This window comes from Mycolicibacterium sp. HS_4_1, assembly GCF_054515875.1.
In genome coordinates, this window is the sequence record NZ_CM137261.1 from 391,352 (window position 1) to 411,240 (window position 19,889).

Sequence of the window (19,889 nt, forward strand, 5' to 3'; positions counted from 1 at the left end):
CTTGACACTCGCACCCCGCCGCGGGCAATATCTGGAATCAATCGTTCTCACTTTTGCGAGGAGTGACCAATGACGGTCGATCTGGTCGAACTACCGGTCAACGCGTGTGCGCCGGGCCGCCGGGTGCGTCGTGGTGTGCAGTACTCCGACGGGTTGGTCGGCGCTGCGCTGCTGGCGGGTCCGGCGAACGTGATCATGCAGCTGGCCCGGCCCGGCGTCGGCTACGGCGTCGTGGAGAGCCGGGTGGAAAGCGGCCGGACGGACCTGCATCCGATCAAGCGGGCGCGAACCACGTTCACGTACCTCGCGGTCGCGATCCTCGGGTCCGACGAGCAGAAAGCGGCGTTCCGCAGCGCGGTGAACACGGCGCACCGGCAGGTCTACTCCACCGCGGACAGCCCGGTGAAGTACAGCGCCATGGACAAGAACCTGCAGCTCTGGGTGGCGGCGTGCCTGTTCAAGGGCGCGCTCGATGTGTATCGCCTGGTCGTCGGAGAGCTGGATGACGAGACCGCCGAGGAGTTCTACCGCCAGGGCATGACGATGGGCACCACGTTGCAGGTGACGCCGGAGATGTGGCCCGCCGACCGTGCCGCCTTCGACAAGTATTGGCAAGAGTCGCTGGACCAGGTGCACATCGATGACACGGTCCGTGACTACCTGTATCCCATTGCCGCGGTGCGGATGAAGGGCCTGCAACTCCCGGGGCCGCTGCAACGCTGGTTCGAGTCGTTCTCGCTGCTGCTCACCACCGGCTTTCTGCCGCAACGCTTCCGCGACGAGATGCGGTTGCCGTGGGATGCCAAGCGGCAGAAGCGCTTCAATTCGCTGATGAGACTCGTGAAGGTGGTCAACCGGGTGCTGCCCGGGCCGCTGCGGCGCTTCCCCTTCAACTGGATGCTGATGGATCTGAACTGGCGTATCCGTACCGGACGCCCGTTGGTCTGAGGCCGGTCTCGGCCGATGTCCATGTTGTCGGCGTACCCTCGCGCGGGTGCGGAGCGACAATGACAGCTGGGACATCAATACGAGCGTTGGATCGACCGCGGTGATGGTTGCCGCGGCGCGCGCGTTGGAAGCAGCGAAGCCCAATCCGCTTGCGGTGGACCAATATGCCGAGGTGTTCACTCGCGCGGTGGGCGGCGTGTGGGCCGACGTGTTGGACGGCGAGGCCCCGGAACATCCCTTGGCGACGTCCGAGTTCGGCGAACCGTTCATCAACTTCCAGGGCTCGCGGACCAAGTACTTCGACACGTATTTCCAGCGTGCCGCGGCCGCGGGAGTGCGCCAGATCGTGCTGCTCGCCGCGGGGCTGGACTCGCGGGCGTACCGACTGGACTGGCCGGACGGCACCGTCATCTACGAACTGGATCAACCCCGGGTGCTCGAGTTCAAGCGAGAGGTGTTGGCCGGCAACGGGGCCGCACCGAAAGCCGAGCGTAGGGAAATCGCCGTGGATCTGCGCGACGATTGGCAGACGGCGCTGACGGACGCCGGCTTCGATCCCACGCGGCCGTCGGCATGGATCGCCGAGGGTTTGCTCATCTATCTGCCCGCCACCGCGCAGGAGCAGCTGTTCACCGGTATCGACGCACTGGCGGCGCCCGGCAGTTGGGTGGCCATCGAGGAGGGCAAGCCGATGCCGGCCGAGGTGTTCGCGGCCAAGCGGGCTGCGTCGGACGAGATGGCGGACGGCTTTTTCAAGCTGATCTACAACGAGCAGATCGCGCCGGCAGCGGACTGGTTCGGCGCGCGGGGATGGCGCGCGGAAGCCACGGAGCTCGTCGACTACTTCCGGGCGGTCGGCCGTCCCGTCCCGACGAATCCGGAAGCGGCCACCATGATCGCGTCGAACAGCCTGGTCACCGCCGTTAGGGAGTGAGCGTCGTCACCCGGCGTCGTGGTGGGGTGCGTCTCGACAACTTAAGTTATGCAATGCTAACTTCGCTGAGTTAGCTTAGGCATACTTAAGGAGATATGCGGGGTCGCTAATACCCCGCGAACACCAACATGGGCACTGGCACATTTGCGGTATCCGCACCGGCGCACTTCGCGCACGGGGCGCCGGCGCGACACAGTGCCCATTCCTCGGCCTGCCGGGAACCAATCGGTTCCGGGTGCCGACTCCTTCTTAGAGCGGCCGCACGGCCAAGTGCCGGCCGCTCGTGCGCGCGGAGGCGATCGCCATATGAGTGGCGGATCGTCCTCCGGCGTGTCGATGACGGAAAGGACCCACGTGCGACCGAGCAGCGCGGGCAGTAACACAGTGGTCGCGGATTTTGATGCGGTGCAGCGGGCATCACGCGTCGACCGCGACGTGCTGACCCGGTTTTCCACCAGCTGTCTGGCGCTCGGGCTGAGCGTCGACGGTCGCCGGCGCCCGGCTGACCTCGATGCCGCTCTGGGCGGTTTCCTGACGCTGACGCGCATCGCCGGCGAGCACTGCGACGCCTGGACCGGTTTGGCGGCCGCAGGCGCGGCGACGCCCGACGTGGTCGAGGCGATCTGGCGGACGGTGTCCACGGAAGGTGTGCTGCGGCGCGCCCTCGACCTCGCTGACGGGGATCTGGGCTTCACCTACGACAGCGGGCTGTATCTGCAGTTCCGGGCCGCCGACCGGGACGGCTTCCAACTCGCCTATGCCGCAACGCTATCCGCCGCGGGGGCATATGAAGAAGCCGATCAGCTGGTCAGCGAGCTGCTCGACCGCAAGCCGGGCTGGTTACCGGCGCGCTGGGTGCGGGTGGCGATGTATCACCGCACCCGTCGCTGGTCGGACGTGGTCCGGCAGCTGACCCCGATCGTGAGCGATCCGAACCTCGACGCGGCGTACGCGCATGCCGCGCGGGTGGCGCTGGGGATCGCGTTGGCGCAGTTGGGCATGTTCGCCCCGGCGCTGTCGCACTTGGAGGACCCCGAGGGGCCCGTCGCCGTCGCCGCGGTCGACGGCACGTTCGTCAAGGCCCTGTCGCTGCGTGCACAGGGCGAGGATGAGGAGGCCACCGATGTGCTGGCCGAACTGTACGCCGCCCATCCGGACAACACCGCCGCCGAACATGCCCTGACCGACACCAGCTTTGGCATCGACCCGACCACCGCGGCCCGCATCGAGGCCCGGCACAACCCGTGGGATCCCGAGACCGAGCCGACCGAGGCCGAGTTCGTCGACCCGGACGCCAAGTCGCGCAAGGCGCATCTGCTCGTCGAGGCGGAGGCCGAGCTGGCCGAGTTCATCGGCCTGGAAGAGGTCAAGTATCAGGTGGCCCGGCTGAAAAGCTCTGTGGCCATGTCGATTCGGCGTCAAGAGCGGGGCCTGGCCGTGGCCCAGCGCACCAACCACCTGGTGTTCGCCGGCCCTCCCGGAACTGGTAAGACGACCATCGCCCGTGTGGTCGCCAAGATCTACTGTGGCCTGGGCCTGCTGCGCAAAGAGACGGTGCGCGAGGTGCATCGCGCCGACCTGATCGGCCAGCACATCGGTGAAACCGAGGCCAAGACCAACGCCGTCATCGACAGTGCCCTGGACGGCGTGCTGTTCCTCGACGAGGCTTACGCGCTGGTGTCCACCGGCGCGAAGAACGACTTCGGTCTGGTCGCCATCGACACCCTGCTGGCGCGCATGGAGAACGACCGCAACCGCTTGGTCGTGATCATCGCGGGCTACCGCAAGGACCTGGACATGTTCCTGGACACTAATGAAGGTCTGCGGTCGCGCTTCACGCGCAGCATCGACTTTCCGTCGTACTCGGCAGCCGAACTCACCGAGATCGCCATGCGGATGGCCGAAAAGCGTGACAGCGTCTTCGAACCCGCGGCGCAGGCCGAGATGCAGCAGTTGTTCGGCCACCTCGCGACGGCGACGACGCCCGACGCGGCCGGCGTCGCACGCCGCAGCCTCGACATCGCGGGCAACGGCCGCTTCGTGCGAAATCTGGTGGAGCGCTCGGAGGAAGAACGTGAGTACCGGCTGGATCACCTTGCCGCACATGACTTCACCGACGACGAACTCATGACGATCACCGCGGGTGACGTCAGCAACTCGGCCGCGCCGTTGCTGCGTGGTCTCGGACTGGTGGTGCCCACGCAGTGAGTAGTGACGAACGAAAGACCTTCAGTTCCCGCACGCCGGTGAACGAGAACCCGGAGCAGGTCCGCTACCGCCGGGGCTTCGTCACCCGCCACCAGGTGTCGGGCTGGCGATTCCTGATGCGGCGCATCGCATCTGGTGTAGCCATGCACGACACCCGGATGCTGGTCGACCCGCTGCGGACCCAGAGCCGCTCCGTGCTGGTGGGTGGGCTGGTCCTCGTCACCGCGCTGGCGGGGTGCTTTGTCTTCTCGCTGATCCGGCCCGCCGGCGTCGCGGGTAACGACGTGATCCTGGCCGACCGCGAGACCTCCGCGCTGTATGTGCGGGTGGGCGACCAACTGCACCCGGTCCTGAACCTCACGTCGGCCCGGCTCATCGCCGGCCGGCCGGACAACCCGACCATGGTCCCGAGCGCCGAACTGGACAAGTTCCCGCGCGGCGGCCTCATCGGCATCCCCGGTGCCCCGGAACGCATGGTGCCCAACACTTCTCGTGACGCCGACTGGACCGTGTGCGATGCGGTCACCGGCGATGTCGTGGGCGTCACGCTGATCACCGGACCGCTGGCCGAAGGCAGCTCCCGCGCGGCCACGTTGGGTGCCAACGACGCCGTGCTGGTCCGCAACGATGGTGTGGGCTCGGCCGGCGTGAACGGCGGCAGCTGGCTGTTGTGGAACGGCAGGCGCAGTGCGGTCGACCTCAACAACCGTGCGGTGACGGCGGCACTGGGCTTGGGCGCCAACGGCACTGCACTGCCCGCGCCCCGGGCCATCGCCGACGGCCTGTTCAACGCCATCCCGGAGTCCGCCCCGCTCGCCGCGCCGGCGATCGCGGGCGCGGGCCAGCCGACCCCGTATCCGATGCCGGTCGCGGCACCGGTCGGTGCGGTGGTCACCGCGATCAGCACGGACGATTCGGCAGACACCGGGTACCACTCCCTCCAGTACTACGCGGTCCTCGACGATGGCCTGCAACCGGTTTCACCGGTCGTGGCGGCGATGCTGCGCAATACCGACTCGTACGGGCTCGACCAGCCGCCGCGGCTCAGCGCTGACCAGGTGGCCCGCATCCCCGTCTCCACCGCGATCAACACCGCGGCGTACCCGGAGCACCCGCTCACCGTGGTCGATGCCGCCAAGGCCCCGTTGACCTGCGCCCGCTGGACCAAACACGATGGCGCCACGACCAATTCGCTCACCCTGCTGTCCGGAGCGACGCTGCCGCTGCCCGCCGGCGAGCGCACCGTGGCCTTGGCCGGCCTCGCCGGTACCGCGCAGCGGGTGGCCATCGCCCCGGGCACCGGATACTTCGTCCAGGCCACCGGTCAGGCCGGCACCCCGGTGCTGTCCGGCTACTGGATCAGCGACACGGGCGTCCGCTACGGCATCTCCACCGAAGGCGATGCGACCAATGCCAATCGCAAAACCCCTGCCGCGCTGGGGCTTACCGCGGCGCCGCTGCCGATGCCGTGGTCGATCCTCAGCCAGTTCGCGCCCGGCCCGACCTTGTCGCGCAGTGACGCGTGGCAGATTCCGGCGCTCGTGCCGAACAGGACCAGCCCGGCCGTCGATGTCGCTGTGAGGGAGAACCCGTGAGCCGTCTGATCTTCGAAGCGCGGCGCCGCCTGCCCGTCCCGGCGACCCGCGCGAGCGTCATCACCATCGAGTCGCCACCGGAACTGCCGCGGCTGGTGCCACCGTCGCTGTTGCGCCGGGTGTTGCCCTACCTGATCGTCATCTTGATCGTCGGCATGGTGGTGGCCCTGGTGGCCACCGGCATGCGCGTCATCTCGCCGCAGACGTTGTTCTTCCCGTTCGTTCTGCTGTTGGCCGCCACCGCGTTCTACCGCGGTTCGGACAACAAGACCCGGACCGAGGAGGTCGACGCCGAGCGCGCCGATTACCTGCGCTACCTGTCGGTGGTGCGGGACAACGTGCGGGCTCAGGCCGCTGAGCAGCGCGCGGCGCGCGAGTGGTCCCACCCCGCACCCGAGCAGTTGGCCGCCGTCGCGGGTACCCGGCGCCAATGGGAGCGCGACCCGCACGACGCCGATTTCCTGGTGGTGCGCGCCGGGCTGCACGACGCGCGGCTCGAGACAGTGCTGCAGGTCAAGGACACTGCCGCCGAGATCGATCTGGAGCCGGTGTCGCACAGCGCATTGCGCGGACTCCTCAATGTCCAACGGACGGTCCCCGCGGTCCCCGGTGGTATCGACCTGACCAAGGTCTCGCGGATCACCGTGCTCGGCGACGCCGACGAGGTGCAGGGCGCGCTGCGTGCCTGGATCGCGCAAGCGGTGACCTGGCATGATCCGGCCCTTCTCGGGGTCGGCCTGGCGGCGGCGGATGCCGAGGCGCTGGAATCGGAAACCTGGTCGTGGTTGAAGTGGCTGCCGCACAGCGATATTCCGGGGCAGATCGACGGTGTCGGCCCGGCTCGCTACCTGACTGCCGGCGTGCCGGAACTTGCCGGCCTGCTGTCGGGTGAACTCGCGGACCGGGAGCCGTTCGGCGCCGCCGAGACCGTGCCGCTGCGGCACCTACTGATCGTCGTCGACGACCCGGACGCCGACGTCGACGGGCTGCTGCCGCGGACCGGGCTGGCCGGTGTCACCGTGGTGCAGCGCGGCACCCAGCAGCCGGAGTACCCGGACCCCGAGCGCCCCGTGCTCCGCGTGGCCGGCGGTCGCATCGAGCGGTGGGCGGCAGCCGGGTGGCAGTCGTACTTCGATGTCGCTGACGACTTTTCGCCGCAGGCCGCCGCGCATCTGGCGCGCGGTCTGGCCCGCTGGGACTCCAACCCGAACCGGGCCCGCAGCACCGGTGCCGGACTGGCCACGTTCGGCACCCTGCTGGGTATCCCGGACGCGGCCGCGCTCGACGTCGCCGGCCTGTGGGCGCCGCGCGCGCGGGCCGACGAGCTGCGGGTGCCCATCGGCGTCACCGCCACCGGTGAACCGCTGATGTTCGACCTGAAGGACGAAGCCGAAGGCGGTATGGGTCCGCACGGTCTGATGATCGGTATGACGGGCTCGGGCAAGTCGCAGACCTTGATGTCGATCCTGTTGTCGCTGTTGACGACCCACTCGGCCGAGCGTCTCATCGTCATCTACGCCGACTTCAAGGGCGAGGCCGGCGCCGACATCTTCCGGGATTTCCCGCAGGTGGTCGCCGTCATCTCGAACATGGCCGAGAAGCGCTCGCTGGCCGACCGGTTCGCGGACACCCTGCGTGGTGAGGTGGCGCGGCGGGAACAGCTGCTGATGGAGGCCGGCCGCCGGGTGCAGGGCAGCGCCTTCAACTCGGTGCTGGAGTACGAGGGGGCCAGGGATCAGGCTGCCGCAGCGGGCATCGATCTGCCTCCCATCCCGACGCTGCTGGTGGTCGCCGACGAGTTCTCGCTGATGCTCGCCGATCATCCGGAATACGCGGAGCTGTTCGATTACGTTGCGCGCAAGGGCCGCTCGTTCCGCATCCACATCCTGTTCGCGTCGCAGACGCTGGACGTGGGCCGGATCAAGGACATCGACAAGAACACCTCGTACCGCATCGGTCTGAAGGTTGCCAGCCCGTCGATCAGCCGGCAGATCATCGGTGTCGAGGACGCCTACCACATCGAGGCCGGGCCGGAACACAAGGGCGAAGGCTTCCTGGTCCCGACCCCGGGCGCGGTGCCGGTGAAGTTCCGCAGCACTTACGTGGACGGTATCTACGACCCGCCGCGTGCCGAGAAAGCCGTGGTGGTGCATGCGGTTCCGCAACCACAGCTCTTCCCGGCCGGCCACGTCACCCCGGCCCCCGACACGGTGATCGTCACCGACGAGACGCCGGACCTGCGTCCGCCGCGCAAGCTGGTGGCGACCATCGGGGAGCAGCTGGCCCAGTACGGCCCGCAGGCGCCGCGGCTGTGGCTGGCTCCGCTGGACGAGCCGATCGCGCTGCCGGAGCTGTTGGCGGGCGCCGAGATTCCCGCTGGGCGCGGCCGCTGGCCGCTGGGTGAGATCGACCGGCCGTTCCAGATGCGTCGCGATCCGCTGGTCTTCGATGCCACCTCGGCGGCCGCCAACCTGGTCATCCACGGCGGGCCGAAGTCCGGGAAATCGTCTGCCCTGCAGACGTTCATCCTGTCGGCAGCAGCGACGCACTCGCCGCGTGCGGTCACGTTCTACTGCCTCGACTACGGCGGCGGCGGCCTGCGCTCGCTCAAGCCACTGGCCCATGTCGGCAGCGTGGCGTCGCCGCTGGAGCCCGAACGTATCCGTCGGACCTTCGGTGAGCTGGAGCAGTTGCTCGCGTCCCGTCAGGCCCGCGCCGCGGCGGGGGATTTCGACGTCCGCGACCCGTCTGCTGATGGCTACGGCGATGTCTTCCTGGTGGTGGACAACCTGTACGCGTTCAGCCGGGACAACACCGACACGTTCAACACCCGTAACCCGTTGCTGTCCAAGGTGACCGAACTGGTCAACTCCGGTATGGCATATGGCATCCACGTGGTGATCACGACGCCGAATTGGCTCGAGGTGCCGCTCGCGATGCGCGATGGCCTGGGTCTGCGGCTCGAGCTCAAGCTGGCCGACTCGCGCGACAGCAATGTGCGGTCACCGGGTACCCCCGGCGTGGCGGCCCTGTCCCGTCCGGCGGACGGTGTCCCGGCCGACCAGCCCGGCCGCGGTCTGACCATGGCAGCCGAGCATTTCCTGTTCGCCGAACCGGATCTCGCCGCGATCCCGGCCGTCAATGCCCGGTACCCGGGGCAGACGGCGCCGCCCGTGCGGCTGCTGCCGACGGACCTGGTGCCGGAAACCCTTGCGCCGCTCTATCACAGCCCCGAGACCGTGGTGATCGGTCAGCGCGAACAGGACCTGGCACCGGTTGCGGTCGACTTCTCGACCAATCCGCTGCTGATGGTGCTGGGCGACGCCAAGTCCGGCAAGACCACGCTGCTACGGCACCTGATCCGCACCATCCGGGACAACTCCACGCACGAGTCGGTGGCGTTCACCGTGATCGACCGCAGGCTGCATCTGGTGGACGAGCCGCTGTTCGCGGACAACGAGTACACCCCGAACGTCGACCGGGTCACCCCGGCGCTGCTCGGACTGGCTGCCCTGCTCGAAAAGCGCAGGCCCCCAGCCGGTCTGTCGGCTGCGGAGCTGAGTGGATGGACCTACCGGAACGGGGAGGGCAACCACGTCCACTACCTGATCATCGACGATGTCGACCAGATCCCGGATGCCCCCGCGGTCAGTGGTCCGTTCGTCGGCCAGCGGCCGTGGACGGCACTGCTGGGGTTGCTGTCCCAGGCAGCCGAATTGGGGCTGCGGGTGATCGTCACCGCCCGCGCCGCCGGCTCCGCCCACGCGGTGATGACCGCTCCGCTGCTGCGCAGGCTGAGTGAACTGCAGGCCACCACCATCATGCTGTCCGGCAACCCGCAGGACAGCGGCCGCATCCGCGGCCACCGGTTCAACCGCCTGCCCGCCGGTCGCGCCATGGTGCTCGGCGACAGCGATGAAGCCACCTACGTCCAGCTGATCAATCCACTTGTGGCCGAGCCAATCCAGGGCCGGCCCAACCAACGAGGGGAGTTCCACTGATGACCTTGCGTGTTGTTCCCGAAGGACTGACCGCAGCCGGTGCCGCCGTCGAGGCGCTCACCGCTCGGCTCGCCGCCGCACACGCCGCGGCCGCGCCCGCGGTCACCGCGGTGATCCCGCCCGCCGCGGATCCGGTATCGCTGCAGACGGCGATGAGCCTGAGCGCACACGGCGCCGAACACGAGGCCGTCGCGACTCAGGGCGTCACCGAACTCAGCCGTGCCGCAGGCGGTGTCACCGAAGCCGGCATCAGCTACGCGACGGGCGATGCCGAAGCCGCCGCCACCTACGTGACGGTGCTGGGCTGAGATGACCGCCCCCATGGGGACAGTCCTGCCAACCGGCCCAATCTGGGCGGCGCTGCCGCCCGAAGTCCATTCGACGCTGCTGTCCAGTGGACCCGGTCCGGGCACGCTGCTGGCCGCGGCGGCGGCCTGGCAGTCGCTGAGCGCCGAATATGCCTCGGCCGCAGCTGAACTCACCGCGCTATTGGGTGAGGTCCAGGCGGGGGCCTGGGAGGGTCCGAGCGCCGAGCAGTACCTCGCCTCCCACGCGCCGTATCTCACCTGGCTGGCCCAGGCCAGCGCCAACAGCGCCGCGAACGCCGCGGCGCACGAGACCGCCGCCGCGGCCTACAGCACGGCCCTGGCCGCGATGCCGACGCTGCCCGAACTGGCGCTCAATCACGTGGTGAACGCGGCGCTGATCGCGACGAACTTCTTCGGGATCAACACCATTCCGATCGCACTGAACGAAGCCGACTACGCCCGTATGTGGTTGCAGGCCGCGACCGTCATGGGTACGTACCAGGCGGTGTCGGGCGCGGCGGTGGCGGCAACCCCGACGACCACACCGGCACCGATGATGCTGGCGGCCGGCGTGGGCGAGGCCGGTACAGCCACGGCCGGTGCGACGCAGGCGGGTGCCCAGGTGCAGGCGGCGGATGCCGGCACGTCGCTCGACTCGTCGAACGCGATCACCGACTACCTGTACAACTACATCAAGACGCTGCCCGGCGGCGACCTGATCTGGAAGTTCCTGCAGGACCCGCTGGGCCAGATCCGGCAGATGTTCTTCGACTTCCTGACCAACCCCTCGGGGGCGTTGACCACCTGGGGTCCACTGCTTTTCGCGCTGGGCTATCAGGCGTTCTTCCAGCCCGTCGGCTGGACCACGTGGGGCGTGGGTTTGACCGCACCGCTGTGGGGTCCGGCCCTGATCGCCGTCGGCCTGTCCAGCCTCGGTCTCCTGGCGCTGCTGGAGCCGGACTTCGTGCCGGAACCCGAACTCGCCGAGGCATTTCCGCCGCCGCCGCAACTACAGACCGCCGATCACCCGATGCCGGTGGTCAGTGTCGCGCCGACAGTGCCTGCCACGCCGGCCAGCCCGGCGAGCGCGCCGGCGCCCGCTCCGGCTTCGGCCGCGGCACCGGCACCGGCGGCCCCCGCACCACTGATGGCGTATGCGGTCGCGGTCGATGACCCGGGCGGCGGCTTCACACCGACGCTCCGGGACGGCGCCACCGCGCCGGCGCCCGCGTCCGGCATCGCGGCTGCGGCCGCCGCGGCTGCCGCGGCGGCCGCCACCGAGCGGCGTCGCGCACGTCGTCGTCGCGCAGCCAGAGAGCACGGCGTCCGCGACGAGTACCTGGACATGAACTCCGAAGTGGATCCGGACTTCGGGGACGACTTGGGAGCGGACGGGGCCCCGCGCGCCGACGTTCTGGCCTCGGCCCGCGGTGCCGTACCCATCGGCTACACCGGCACGGTGACCCGTCAGGACCAGCAGGCCGCCGGCCTGAACCGGTTGGCCGGCAATGGATTCGGCAGCGGCGTCACCGAACCCATGCTGCCGGGCAGCTGGGGAGCGGAAGGCGGTGCCAACCGCTGAACCTGCCTCTTTGAACCAAAACGCCTGACCACCAACAGAAATCTGGAAGAACCCCGAGAGGAATCACCATGAGCATGCTCGACGCACACATCCCCCAGCTGGTCGCTTCCGAGTCGGCCTTCTCGGCCAAGGCTGCTCTGATGCGCAGCACCATCGCCCAGGCCGAACAGGCCGCACAGTCCGCCCAGGGCTTCCACCAGGGTGACTCGGCCGTCGCGTTCCAGGCTGCCCACGTCCGCTTCATGGAGGTCGCCGCCAAGGTCAACGGCCTGCTCGACATCGCACAGGTCAACCTGGGCGATGCCGCCGGCACCTACGTCGCGCAGGACACCGCCGCGGCCGGCACGTACACCTCCGTCTAGCCAGCGCCCCTACTTCGAAGCGAGGAAACCCCATGTCCCAGATCATGTACAACTACCCGGCGATGCTGGCCCACGCCGGCGAGATGACCGCGTATGCCGGTGCCCTGCACGCCGTCGGTCTCGACATCGCCAGCGAGCAGGCCGCCCTGGCCGGTGCCTGGCAGGGTGACACCGGAACCAGCTACCAGGCGTGGCAGGCCCAGTGGAACACCGCGATGGAGGAGCTCGTGCACGCCTACCGGGCGATGGCGAGCACCCACGAGACCAACACGCTGTCGATGAGTGCCCGCGACGGCGCCGAAGGCGCCAAGTGGGTTTAGGTCAGACGGTTTCGGCGCGTTCCGTATCGCCCAGCGGTACGGAACGCGGCGAAATCCCGGTCTCCGCGGTCGAACTGACCGCGGAGCAAGCCTGGTTCCTCGCGGATCGTCTTGGCGCCGGCGGCTTTCCGTGGGTGCTGGCCATCACGCAGCCCTACAGCGAGCCGTCGGCCAAGGCTGATTTCGATGCGAGCCAGGTCACCGCGCTGACGCAGATGGGAGTGCTGTCTGCAGGCGGCGCCGTGCATCCCGCTGTCGCGAACTGGATCCGGGCCGTGTGCCGGCCCCGGCGCTGGCTCGAACTGCGATGGGTCTCCGGGTCGGGCGCCATGCTGCGCGGGATTCTCGCCCGCCGCGGCGACATGACGGTGGCGGTCCTGCGCAGCGAGCACCTGGTGACCTGCACCGAACTGACCGTCGCGTCCCCGGATGCGCTGGTGCCGGTGCTCGCGGCGGGATTATCCGGCCGGGCGCCGGCGCGGTTCGACGAGTTCGCCATGCCCGCCCGCATCGGGGCCAAAGCCGACGAGCGGCTGCGCCGCGGCGACTCGCTGGACGACGTGATGGACCACCTCGGTATCCCGCAGAGTGCGCGCGCCGTGGTGCGCGCCGCGTTCGCGCCCGGCCGCAGCTACGTCGAGATCGTCGCGGGCGATCACCGTGACGGCCACCAGATCAGCACCGACGTCGGCGTCAGCATCGTGGACACCACCGCGGGCCGCGTTGTCGTGACACCGGTGAAAGCCGCTGACGGCACCTGGATTTCAACTTTCGCCCCGGGCACCGACCTCGCCGTCACCGCTGCCGTGCAGCGGCTGACCGCGACACTGCCCGACGGTCCCTGGTTCCCCACGGCGAACCTGACCCGAGACTTCGAGACCTCGACTGGAGAACGGAAAGAACATGTCCCCCAACACGTCTGGTAGTACTGCGATGCCGATTGTGCGGGTCGCGGTGCTCGCCGCGGGCGACGAGCAGGGTGGTCGTGGGCGACTCACCGACGTCGCCCTACCGGCCGGCCTGCCGCTGCGCGAGATCGTGCCCGCGGTGCGGCGCATCGTCTCACCCGATACGGCCGCCGGCGCCGAACTGTCCCTGGCTCCGCTCGGCGGCGCGACATACAGCCTCGATGCCACGTTGGACACCGTCGGCGTCGTCGATGGTGACCTGCTGGCGTTGCAACCGGTGCCAACGGGGCCGCCGGCGCCCCGCATCGTCGAGGACATCGCCGATGCCGCCGCGATCTTCTCCGCAGCCCGCGAAAACCCCTGGGGCAACGCGCACATCCGGCGCTTCGCCGCATGGGCTCTCGTGGCTCTGACAGTGCTGGCCACCGCGCTCGCGACACTGGTGCGGGTACGGACCGGCCAGCCGGCCGGTCTGTTCACCGTGGTCGGCGTAGCGGTGCTGACCGTCGCGGCCGCCCTGTTGATGCGGCCCGCCATGCCCCGGCTGGCGACGGCCCTGAGTCTGGCGGCGCTGCTCCCGGTCGGCACGGCTTTCGCGCTGGCGGTCCCCGGCCCGTCCGGTCCGGCCTGCTTGCTGCTCGGCGCGGCGGCGGTAGTGGCCTGGTCGATCGTCAGCATCGCCGTTGGTGGGCACGCCATCGCGGCCTTCACCGCCACGACCGTCCTCGGCATCGCCGGCATGATCGTCGGCGGCGCCGCGTCGATCTGGCAGTTGGGCAACGCCGTGGTCGGCGCTGTGCTGATCGTTTTCGCGCTCCTCGTCATGGTCCAGGCCGCACAGCTGTCGACGCTATGGGCCCGGTTCCCGGTCCCGATCATCCCGGCGCCGGGTGATCCGACGCCCTCGGCGCTGCCGGTGTCCGTGCTGGCCGATCTGCCGCGCCGGGTCCGCGTATGTGACGCGCACCAGACCGGATTCCTCGCCGGTGCCGTGCTGACCATCACGGCGGGGTCGGTGGTTCTGGTGGCGGGGACGCACCCGTCGCCGTGGGCCTGGTACGTGGTTGTGGCCGCCGCCCTGGCGACGGCGCTGAGGGCCCGGATCTGGGACTCCGTGCCGTGTAAGGTGTGGCTGCTGAGCCAGCCGTATCTGGTTGCGGCCGTCCTGCTTACGGTTTTCGTCGCCGGCGGGCAGTACTCGAACGCATGGTGGTCGCTGGGTGTACTCGCGGTGCTCGTGGCAGTCGGCGTGGTGGCTGCACTGAACCCTCAGGTGGCCGACCCGCAGACCTATTCACTGCCGATGCGTCGCCTGGTCAGCTTCGCGGCCACCGCCTTGGACGCTTCACTGATCCCGGTGCTGGCCTACCTGGTGGGCCTGTTCGCCTGGGTCATCAACCGGTGATGGTGGCCATCCGGCGCGGAATCTCCGTCCTGGCAGTCGCTTTCGCTGCCTCAGCCGCGATGGTGCCGTCGGCGCTGGCGCCGACGGCCGGTGCCGTCGTGCCGCCGCACGTCGACGAGCATGCGACGCCACCGTCGGGCAGTGTCGGCCCCGTCGCACCGATGGGCCAGCGCGGGCAGTGCGTCACGGCCGGCGTCCTGCCCGGCACCGATCCGGGTGCACCCGGCCCAGGACACACCCTGCTGAACGTGCCGGGCGCGTGGGCTTTCAGCCGCGGTGAGGGGCAGACGGTGGCGGTCATCGACACGGGCGTACATCCCGGACCGCGGCTCCCCAATGTCCAGGCCGGCGGTGATTTCGTGGAAAACACTGACGGGCTCACCGATTGCGACGGCCACGGCACCCTGGTCGCCGGATTGATCGCCGGGCAGCCCGGCGCGGACGGATTCTCCGGCGTCGCGCCAGGTGCCCGGATTCTCGCGATCCGCCAGACCTCCGAGCGGTACGCACCGCGCGGCAACGGGGGAGACCCGGCTGCGGCGCACGCCAACAACGAGGTCGCGACGCTGGCTCGGGCCGTGGTGCACGCAGCGGACCTGGGCGCCAAGGTCATCGCCGTCACGGCGGCCACCTGCCTACCCGCCGATCGACCCGTTGATCAGACCGAGCTGGGTGCGGCGCTGAAATACGCTGTGCAGGAAAAGGATGCGGTGATCGTCGCCGCAGCCGGCAATGATCGGGCCGGCTTGGCGGGTGGCCCATCGTGCGAGGCGAACCCTGTCGACAACGCCGGCAATGCGGCCGATCCGCGCAACTGGGCCGGTGTCAAGTCCGTGTCGATCCCGTCCTGGTGGCAGCCGTACGTGCTGTCGGTGGCATCACTGGACGCCGCTGGACAGCCGTCGGACTTCACCACACCCGGCCCGTGGGTCGGCATCGCGGCGCCGGGGGAGAACATCGCATCGACCGGGGTCGATGGTCTGGCCAACGCGTTGCCCAACGAGCGGGGCGACCTGTTCCCATTGCGCAGCAGCAGCTATGCCGCGGCGTATGTTGCCGGCGTTGCCGCGTTGGTGCGCAGTCGTTTTCCCGCGCTCAACTCTGCTGACGTGACGCGCCGCCTCACCGCCACCGCGCACGGTGCCGCGCGTATGCCGTCGAACCTGGTGGGCGCCGGCGTCGTCGACCCGGTCGCCGCGCTGACCTGGGATCTGCCGGCGACCGGTGCGGCACCCAAGGCCGTGTCCGTTGCGATGCCGCCCGAGCCGGCCCCGAAAGACACCACGCCCCGGACCATCGCGTTCGCCGGTGCGGCAGTGCTGGCGATCGCCGCACTGATCGCCCTGGTCGCGTACCGCAGAAAGGACGGCGCCCGATGACGGCCCGAATCACGTTGGCATTGCTGGCGATCATCCCGGCAGCCATGACCTACCCGTGGCACACGACGCCGCAGAAGTGGATCCTGTGCGTGGCGGTTGCCGTCGTGCTGCTGGTGTTCGCCTGGTGGCGCGGGCTGTTCCTGACCACCATGGTGGCCCGCCGCGTCGCGGTGTGGCGCCGGAACCGGCGCGGCGCACCGCCGGCCGCGGCGGATCAGGTCACCGTGGTCCTGGAAGCCGATGAATTCCCCTACCACGCATTGCCTCTTGTCGCGGCGTACGTGGACCGCTATGGCTTCCGGTGCGACTCGGTGCGCGTCACCGAACGTCAGCTCGACGGCGCGCACCGCGCGTGGGTCAGTGTGACGGTGGCCGCGGCATCGAATATTGCTGCGCTGCAGGCACGGTCGTCGGACCTGCCGCTCGCCGATACGGCGGAGAAGGTGGCCCGCCGGCTGGCCGATCAGCTGCGTGAGGCCGGGGTTCCTGTCGTGGTCACTGACGCGGCGCCCGCGCTGGTCGCTTCTGATTCCCGCGAGACGTGGCGTGCGGTCCGTGACGGAGACGGTTACCTGACGGCCTATGGACTGCCCGCCGATCAGCGGCTGCCGACATGTCTGGCCGCCCTGTCATCGACCACCGAATTGTGGACCGTGCTCGAGTTTGCCTCTGGCGCAACCATTTCCGCGGCGTGTGCGGTCCGCACCGCCAACGCACCCGCCGCGGCCGCCGTCGACGGTCTGGCGCGGGAATCCGGTCGGCAGGGGGCGTTGCTGGCGGCGATGGCCCCCGCGTCGACCGGTGGCCTCGGCACGCGCCCGGGTGTGCTGACCACCGAACTGCTTGCGGAACTGGAGAACAGCCCGGCGCCTGCTGCAGTCAGCTGATCGGGCGCACGGTGCAGCAGTGCGCGCCGGGAGTTGTCGCACATCGCGACATCGTCAGCATGTGCTGACAGTGTCACCCGATGCTGACGGCTCCCGATCGGACATGCCTTAGGTAAAGCCGGCACGCGGGTCAGCCGAACATGAACGGGCTCATGAACTTGGTCATCCGGCGCAGATAGTCGGGTTGGCTGACATGCAGGATGTGGTTGCCCGGGAACCAGTGGAACGCGCAGCGATCCCAGTGTTCCCAAAGCATTTCGGCCTGCTGCGGCGGCGCCAGGCGGTCGCCGAGGCCGGCGATGATCAGTCGGCGCTCCTCCGGTACCAGCGGCGCGTAGTTCAGCGGCGAGTGATAGCGGCCGGCGGCCGCGACCAGGTCCTCATCGGTGCCCGCCAACCGATTGCCCAGCCTGACGAGCAGGTTGGCCGGGAACCATTCGTCGACTGTCCGGTCCGGCGTCACCACCGGCACGTTCGGTATCACGGCCTGGATCCGATCGTCCACCGACGCGATGAGTGCTGAGGTGTAGCCGCCCAACGACATCCCGGTCAACGCAATGCGATCGACGCCCGTGAACTCCAGATGGTCGAGGACGGACCGGAAGTCGTGCACCGCTTGCGCCATGGCCTCGGCGAAGCCGGGGATGCCGTCCATGAAGAAGCCGTAGCCGCTGTACGGCGAGTTCTTCTCGGCCCGGGGTCCGTGGAACGGCAGTGTGTACAGCAATACGTCATACCCGGAACGGAAGAACCACGGCAGCGAGAAGAACAGACCGTTGAACAGGTACGGCGAGCCCATGAACCCGTGGATCACACACAGCGTGGGGTGCGGCCCGTCATCGTGCTGCCAGTGCTGGGCGTGCACCACGTTGTTGCGCGCGTAGCTGCGGCGCCGTTCGCGGATGCCCGGATAGACGGCCTCGAAGCTGCTCTGGAAAGAGATGTTGCGCACCCGGCCACGGGCGACCCGCTCCGCCACGAGATTTGCGGAACGGCTCGCCACGCGCGGCATTTCGGTAGGAGCCGGGAAGCACTGCTGTGGGTCCTTCGTCGCGGCGAGTTCGGCGTAGAACCGCAGGGCGTCCGGGTCGTCGCCGGCACGGTTACGTATCGCCGCGGCAGCCATGCGCGGGATCATGCCGGCGCCGATCACGGACGCCAGGGCCGTGCGGAGCCCCAGATCGGCCACCGCGGAGGAGTCGACGATCAATTTCTGCTGCCAGGTGAGGTCGGCGCGGCGCGGCAACCCCCGCGCGGTGCTGTCGGCGCCCGGGACGTCGGGTACCGGCAAGGGCAGGGCGAACGTATCGGCGGGCGGCGTACTGGGCACGGCCGATGCTAACCCGCGCCGGCGAATCGCATCCGCGGAACTCAGAGATCGAACAGGCTGGCAGCGTTGCGGTAGAGCACTTTTCGCAACCAATCGTCGTCAGGGGCGACCTTGGTGAGCACGTTCAGGGACTCGGCGTACTGGTACGGGATGTTCGGGAAATCGCTGCCGAACAGGATACGGTCACCGAGCTGGCCGAGGCGCGGCAATTCGGCCGGTGGAAAGGGCATGGTTTCCTCGATGAACGGCGTGAACGCCATGGTGGTGTCGAGGTGCACGCCGTCGAATTGTTCGCACAGGTCGAGGAATTCGCTGTATTCGGGCATGCCCAGATGCGCGATGATCAGCTTCAGGTTCGGGTAGCGGTCCAGCACGGTACGAACCTGGCTGGGGCCGGTGTGCGCACCGGGCGTCGGGCCGGAACCGCAGTGGATGATCACCGGGACAGCGGCGTCGGCGATGGTGGCCCAGACGTCGTCGAGCAGCGGGTCGGCCGGGTGGTAGCCGCCGACCTGAACATGTGCCTTGAAGACGCGGGTGCCGCCGGCGATGGCGTCGGCCACGTAGGCGCCCGCACCGGGCTCGGGGTAGAACGTCGCGGTGGACAGGCAATCAGGAGTCTGGGCGGCGAACTGAGCGGCCCACTGGTTCAGCCAGGGCGCCATATCGGGCTTGTGCGGATAAACCAGCGAGGTGAACGCCAGCACCCCGAAACCGCGCAGCGTCTCCAGTCGGTGCTGCTCCTCGGTGCGGTACGTGATCGGCCAGGGGCGGCCGGTCAGCGGCCCGGCGCTGTCGAAGTACCTCCACACCTTGTCCATGACGTTCTTGGGCATGAAGTGGGTGTGCACGTCGACAAGGCCCGGAAGGCCCAGCGACTGCCAGAGTGCGCGTACTGACTCGTCCATCACCCAACAGGATGTCAGGCACGCACCGGCACCTGGCGGCAGGATGGGGATGTGTGGAACCCCGATACCTATCTCACCTTCGCTGACCACCGCGGCCGCCCCTTTTACGACCTACTGGCACGCGTCAGTGCCGAGACTCCCCGGCGGGTCGCAGACGTGGGCTGCGGACCGGGGAACCTGACCGCCACGCTGTCGCAGCGCTGGCCGGACGCGGTGATCGAGGCGGTGGACAACTCGCCGGAGATGGTCGAGGCGGCGCGGGCTCGCGGTGTCGACGCCCGGGTGGTCGCCGCTGCGGACTGGTCGCCCGCGCCGGACACCGATGTGGTGGTGAGCAACGCGGTGCTGCAGTGGGTGCCGGAACATCGGGAGTTGCTGCGGCGGTGGGTGACACAGCTGCCGAAAGGCGCATGGCTGGCCTTTCAGGTGCCAGGCAATTTCGACTCGCCGTCGCATCAGGCCGTGCGCGAGGTGGCGCGGCGTCCGGAGTTCGCCGAGGCGCTGGCCGATATCCGGTTCCGGGAGACGAATGTGGTCGACGATCCGGCCGGTTACGCGGCGCTGCTCGCCGCGGCGGGCTGCGCCGTCGACGCCTGGGAGACCACGTATCTGCACCAATTGACCGGTGAAACCCCGGTGCTGGACTGGATCACGGGTACCGCGCTGACCGACGTCCGCTCCCGGCTCAGCGACGACGCCTGGGAGCAGTACCGGCAGGAGATCATTCCGCTGCTGGCCCAGGCCTATGCGCCCCAGCCCGACGGGACGACGTTCTTCCCGTTCCGCCGGATTTTCGTGGTCGCCCGGACGTGAT

At 69.0% G+C, this 19,889-nt stretch carries 16 protein-coding genes; 14 read left to right on the forward strand and 2 right to left on the reverse strand.

Features of this window, described 5'->3' with window-relative positions; genetic code table 11:
• Window positions 1–69 precede the first annotated feature (69 nt).
• The 13 genes from ACX12F_RS01675 to eccE all read left to right on the forward strand — a co-directional run bounded on the left by ACX12F_RS01675 (window position 70) and on the right by eccE (window position 16,837).
• Window positions 70–948, forward strand: coding sequence for an oxygenase MpaB family protein (locus tag ACX12F_RS01675; RefSeq protein WP_459367988.1), 879 nt, complete (start codon window positions 70–72; stop codon window positions 946–948).
• 46 nt (window positions 949–994) lie between these two features.
• Entirely contained in the window at window positions 995–1,882 is an 888-nt protein-coding gene (locus ACX12F_RS01680; RefSeq protein WP_459367989.1) for a class I SAM-dependent methyltransferase, read from the forward strand.
• 336 nt (window positions 1,883–2,218) lie between these two features.
• Window positions 2,219–4,090 carry a type VII secretion AAA-ATPase EccA gene (gene eccA, locus ACX12F_RS01685; protein WP_459370211.1) on the forward strand — a complete coding sequence of 624 codons (1,872 nt, stop codon included), beginning with the start codon at window positions 2,219–2,221 and terminating at the stop codon, window positions 4,088–4,090.
• A complete protein-coding gene (gene eccB, locus ACX12F_RS01690) occupies window positions 4,087–5,685 on the forward strand; it encodes a type VII secretion protein EccB (RefSeq protein ID WP_459367990.1) in 1,599 nt (532 codons plus the stop codon). Before eccA ends, eccB begins: the two co-directional genes overlap by 4 nt.
• Window positions 5,682–9,686 carry a type VII secretion protein EccCa gene (eccCa, locus tag ACX12F_RS01695; protein WP_459367991.1) on the forward strand — a complete coding sequence of 1,335 codons (4,005 nt, stop codon included), beginning with the start codon at window positions 5,682–5,684 and terminating at the stop codon, window positions 9,684–9,686. Before eccB ends, eccCa begins: the two co-directional genes overlap by 4 nt.
• The gene (locus tag ACX12F_RS01700) at window positions 9,686–9,994 is read left to right on the forward strand and encodes a PE family protein (RefSeq protein WP_459367992.1); all 309 of its coding nucleotides are present in this window, start codon (window positions 9,686–9,688) and stop codon (window positions 9,992–9,994) included. The genes eccCa and ACX12F_RS01700 overlap by 1 nt, the downstream gene beginning before the upstream one ends.
• A 1-nt stretch (window position 9,995) precedes the next feature.
• Window positions 9,996–11,576: a PPE family protein gene (locus ACX12F_RS01705; RefSeq protein ID WP_459367993.1), complete on the forward strand. Its 1,581-nt coding sequence runs from the start codon at window positions 9,996–9,998 to the stop codon at window positions 11,574–11,576.
• A gap of 68 nt (window positions 11,577–11,644) precedes the next feature.
• Window positions 11,645–11,938 (forward strand): WXG100 family type VII secretion target, encoded by a 294-nt coding sequence (locus ACX12F_RS01710; RefSeq protein WP_138228299.1) that lies wholly within the window; start codon window positions 11,645–11,647, stop codon window positions 11,936–11,938.
• A 32-nt stretch (window positions 11,939–11,970) separates the two neighbouring features.
• Window positions 11,971–12,258, forward strand: coding sequence for a WXG100 family type VII secretion target (locus tag ACX12F_RS01715; protein ID WP_459367994.1), 288 nt, complete (start codon window positions 11,971–11,973; stop codon window positions 12,256–12,258).
• A gap of 53 nt (window positions 12,259–12,311) precedes the next feature.
• On the forward strand, window positions 12,312–13,184 hold the full coding sequence (locus tag ACX12F_RS01720) for an ESX secretion-associated protein EspG (RefSeq protein WP_459370212.1): 873 nt from the start codon (window positions 12,312–12,314) through the stop codon (window positions 13,182–13,184).
• A gap of 7 nt (window positions 13,185–13,191) precedes the next feature.
• A complete protein-coding gene (gene eccD / locus ACX12F_RS01725; RefSeq protein WP_459367995.1) occupies window positions 13,192–14,571 on the forward strand; it encodes a type VII secretion integral membrane protein EccD in 1,380 nt (459 codons plus the stop codon).
• The gene (mycP, locus tag ACX12F_RS01730; RefSeq protein ID WP_459367996.1) at window positions 14,571–15,950 is read left to right on the forward strand and encodes a type VII secretion-associated serine protease mycosin; all 1,380 of its coding nucleotides are present in this window, start codon (window positions 14,571–14,573) and stop codon (window positions 15,948–15,950) included. The genes eccD and mycP overlap by 1 nt, the downstream gene beginning before the upstream one ends.
• Window positions 15,947–16,837: a type VII secretion protein EccE gene (eccE, locus tag ACX12F_RS01735; protein ID WP_459367997.1), complete on the forward strand. Its 891-nt coding sequence runs from the start codon at window positions 15,947–15,949 to the stop codon at window positions 16,835–16,837. Before mycP ends, eccE begins: the two co-directional genes overlap by 4 nt.
• A gap of 130 nt (window positions 16,838–16,967) precedes the next feature.
• Here the strand turns inward: eccE and ACX12F_RS01740 are convergent, their stop codons facing one another.
• Window positions 16,968–18,167, reverse strand: a complete 1,200-nt coding sequence (locus ACX12F_RS01740) for an alpha/beta hydrolase family protein (RefSeq protein ID WP_459367998.1) — start codon at window positions 18,165–18,167, stop codon at window positions 16,968–16,970.
• A 41-nt stretch (window positions 18,168–18,208) separates the two neighbouring features.
• Complete coding sequence (locus tag ACX12F_RS01745) at window positions 18,209–19,075, reverse strand: amidohydrolase family protein (RefSeq protein ID WP_459367999.1); 867 nt, start codon at window positions 19,073–19,075, stop codon at window positions 18,209–18,211.
• 51 nt (window positions 19,076–19,126) lie between these two features.
• Here ACX12F_RS01745 and ACX12F_RS01750 point away from each other — a divergent pair, with 51 nt between their 5' ends.
• Window positions 19,127–19,888, forward strand: a complete 762-nt coding sequence (locus tag ACX12F_RS01750; protein ID WP_459368000.1) for a trans-aconitate 2-methyltransferase — start codon at window positions 19,127–19,129, stop codon at window positions 19,886–19,888.
• Window position 19,889: the final 1 nt, after the last annotated feature.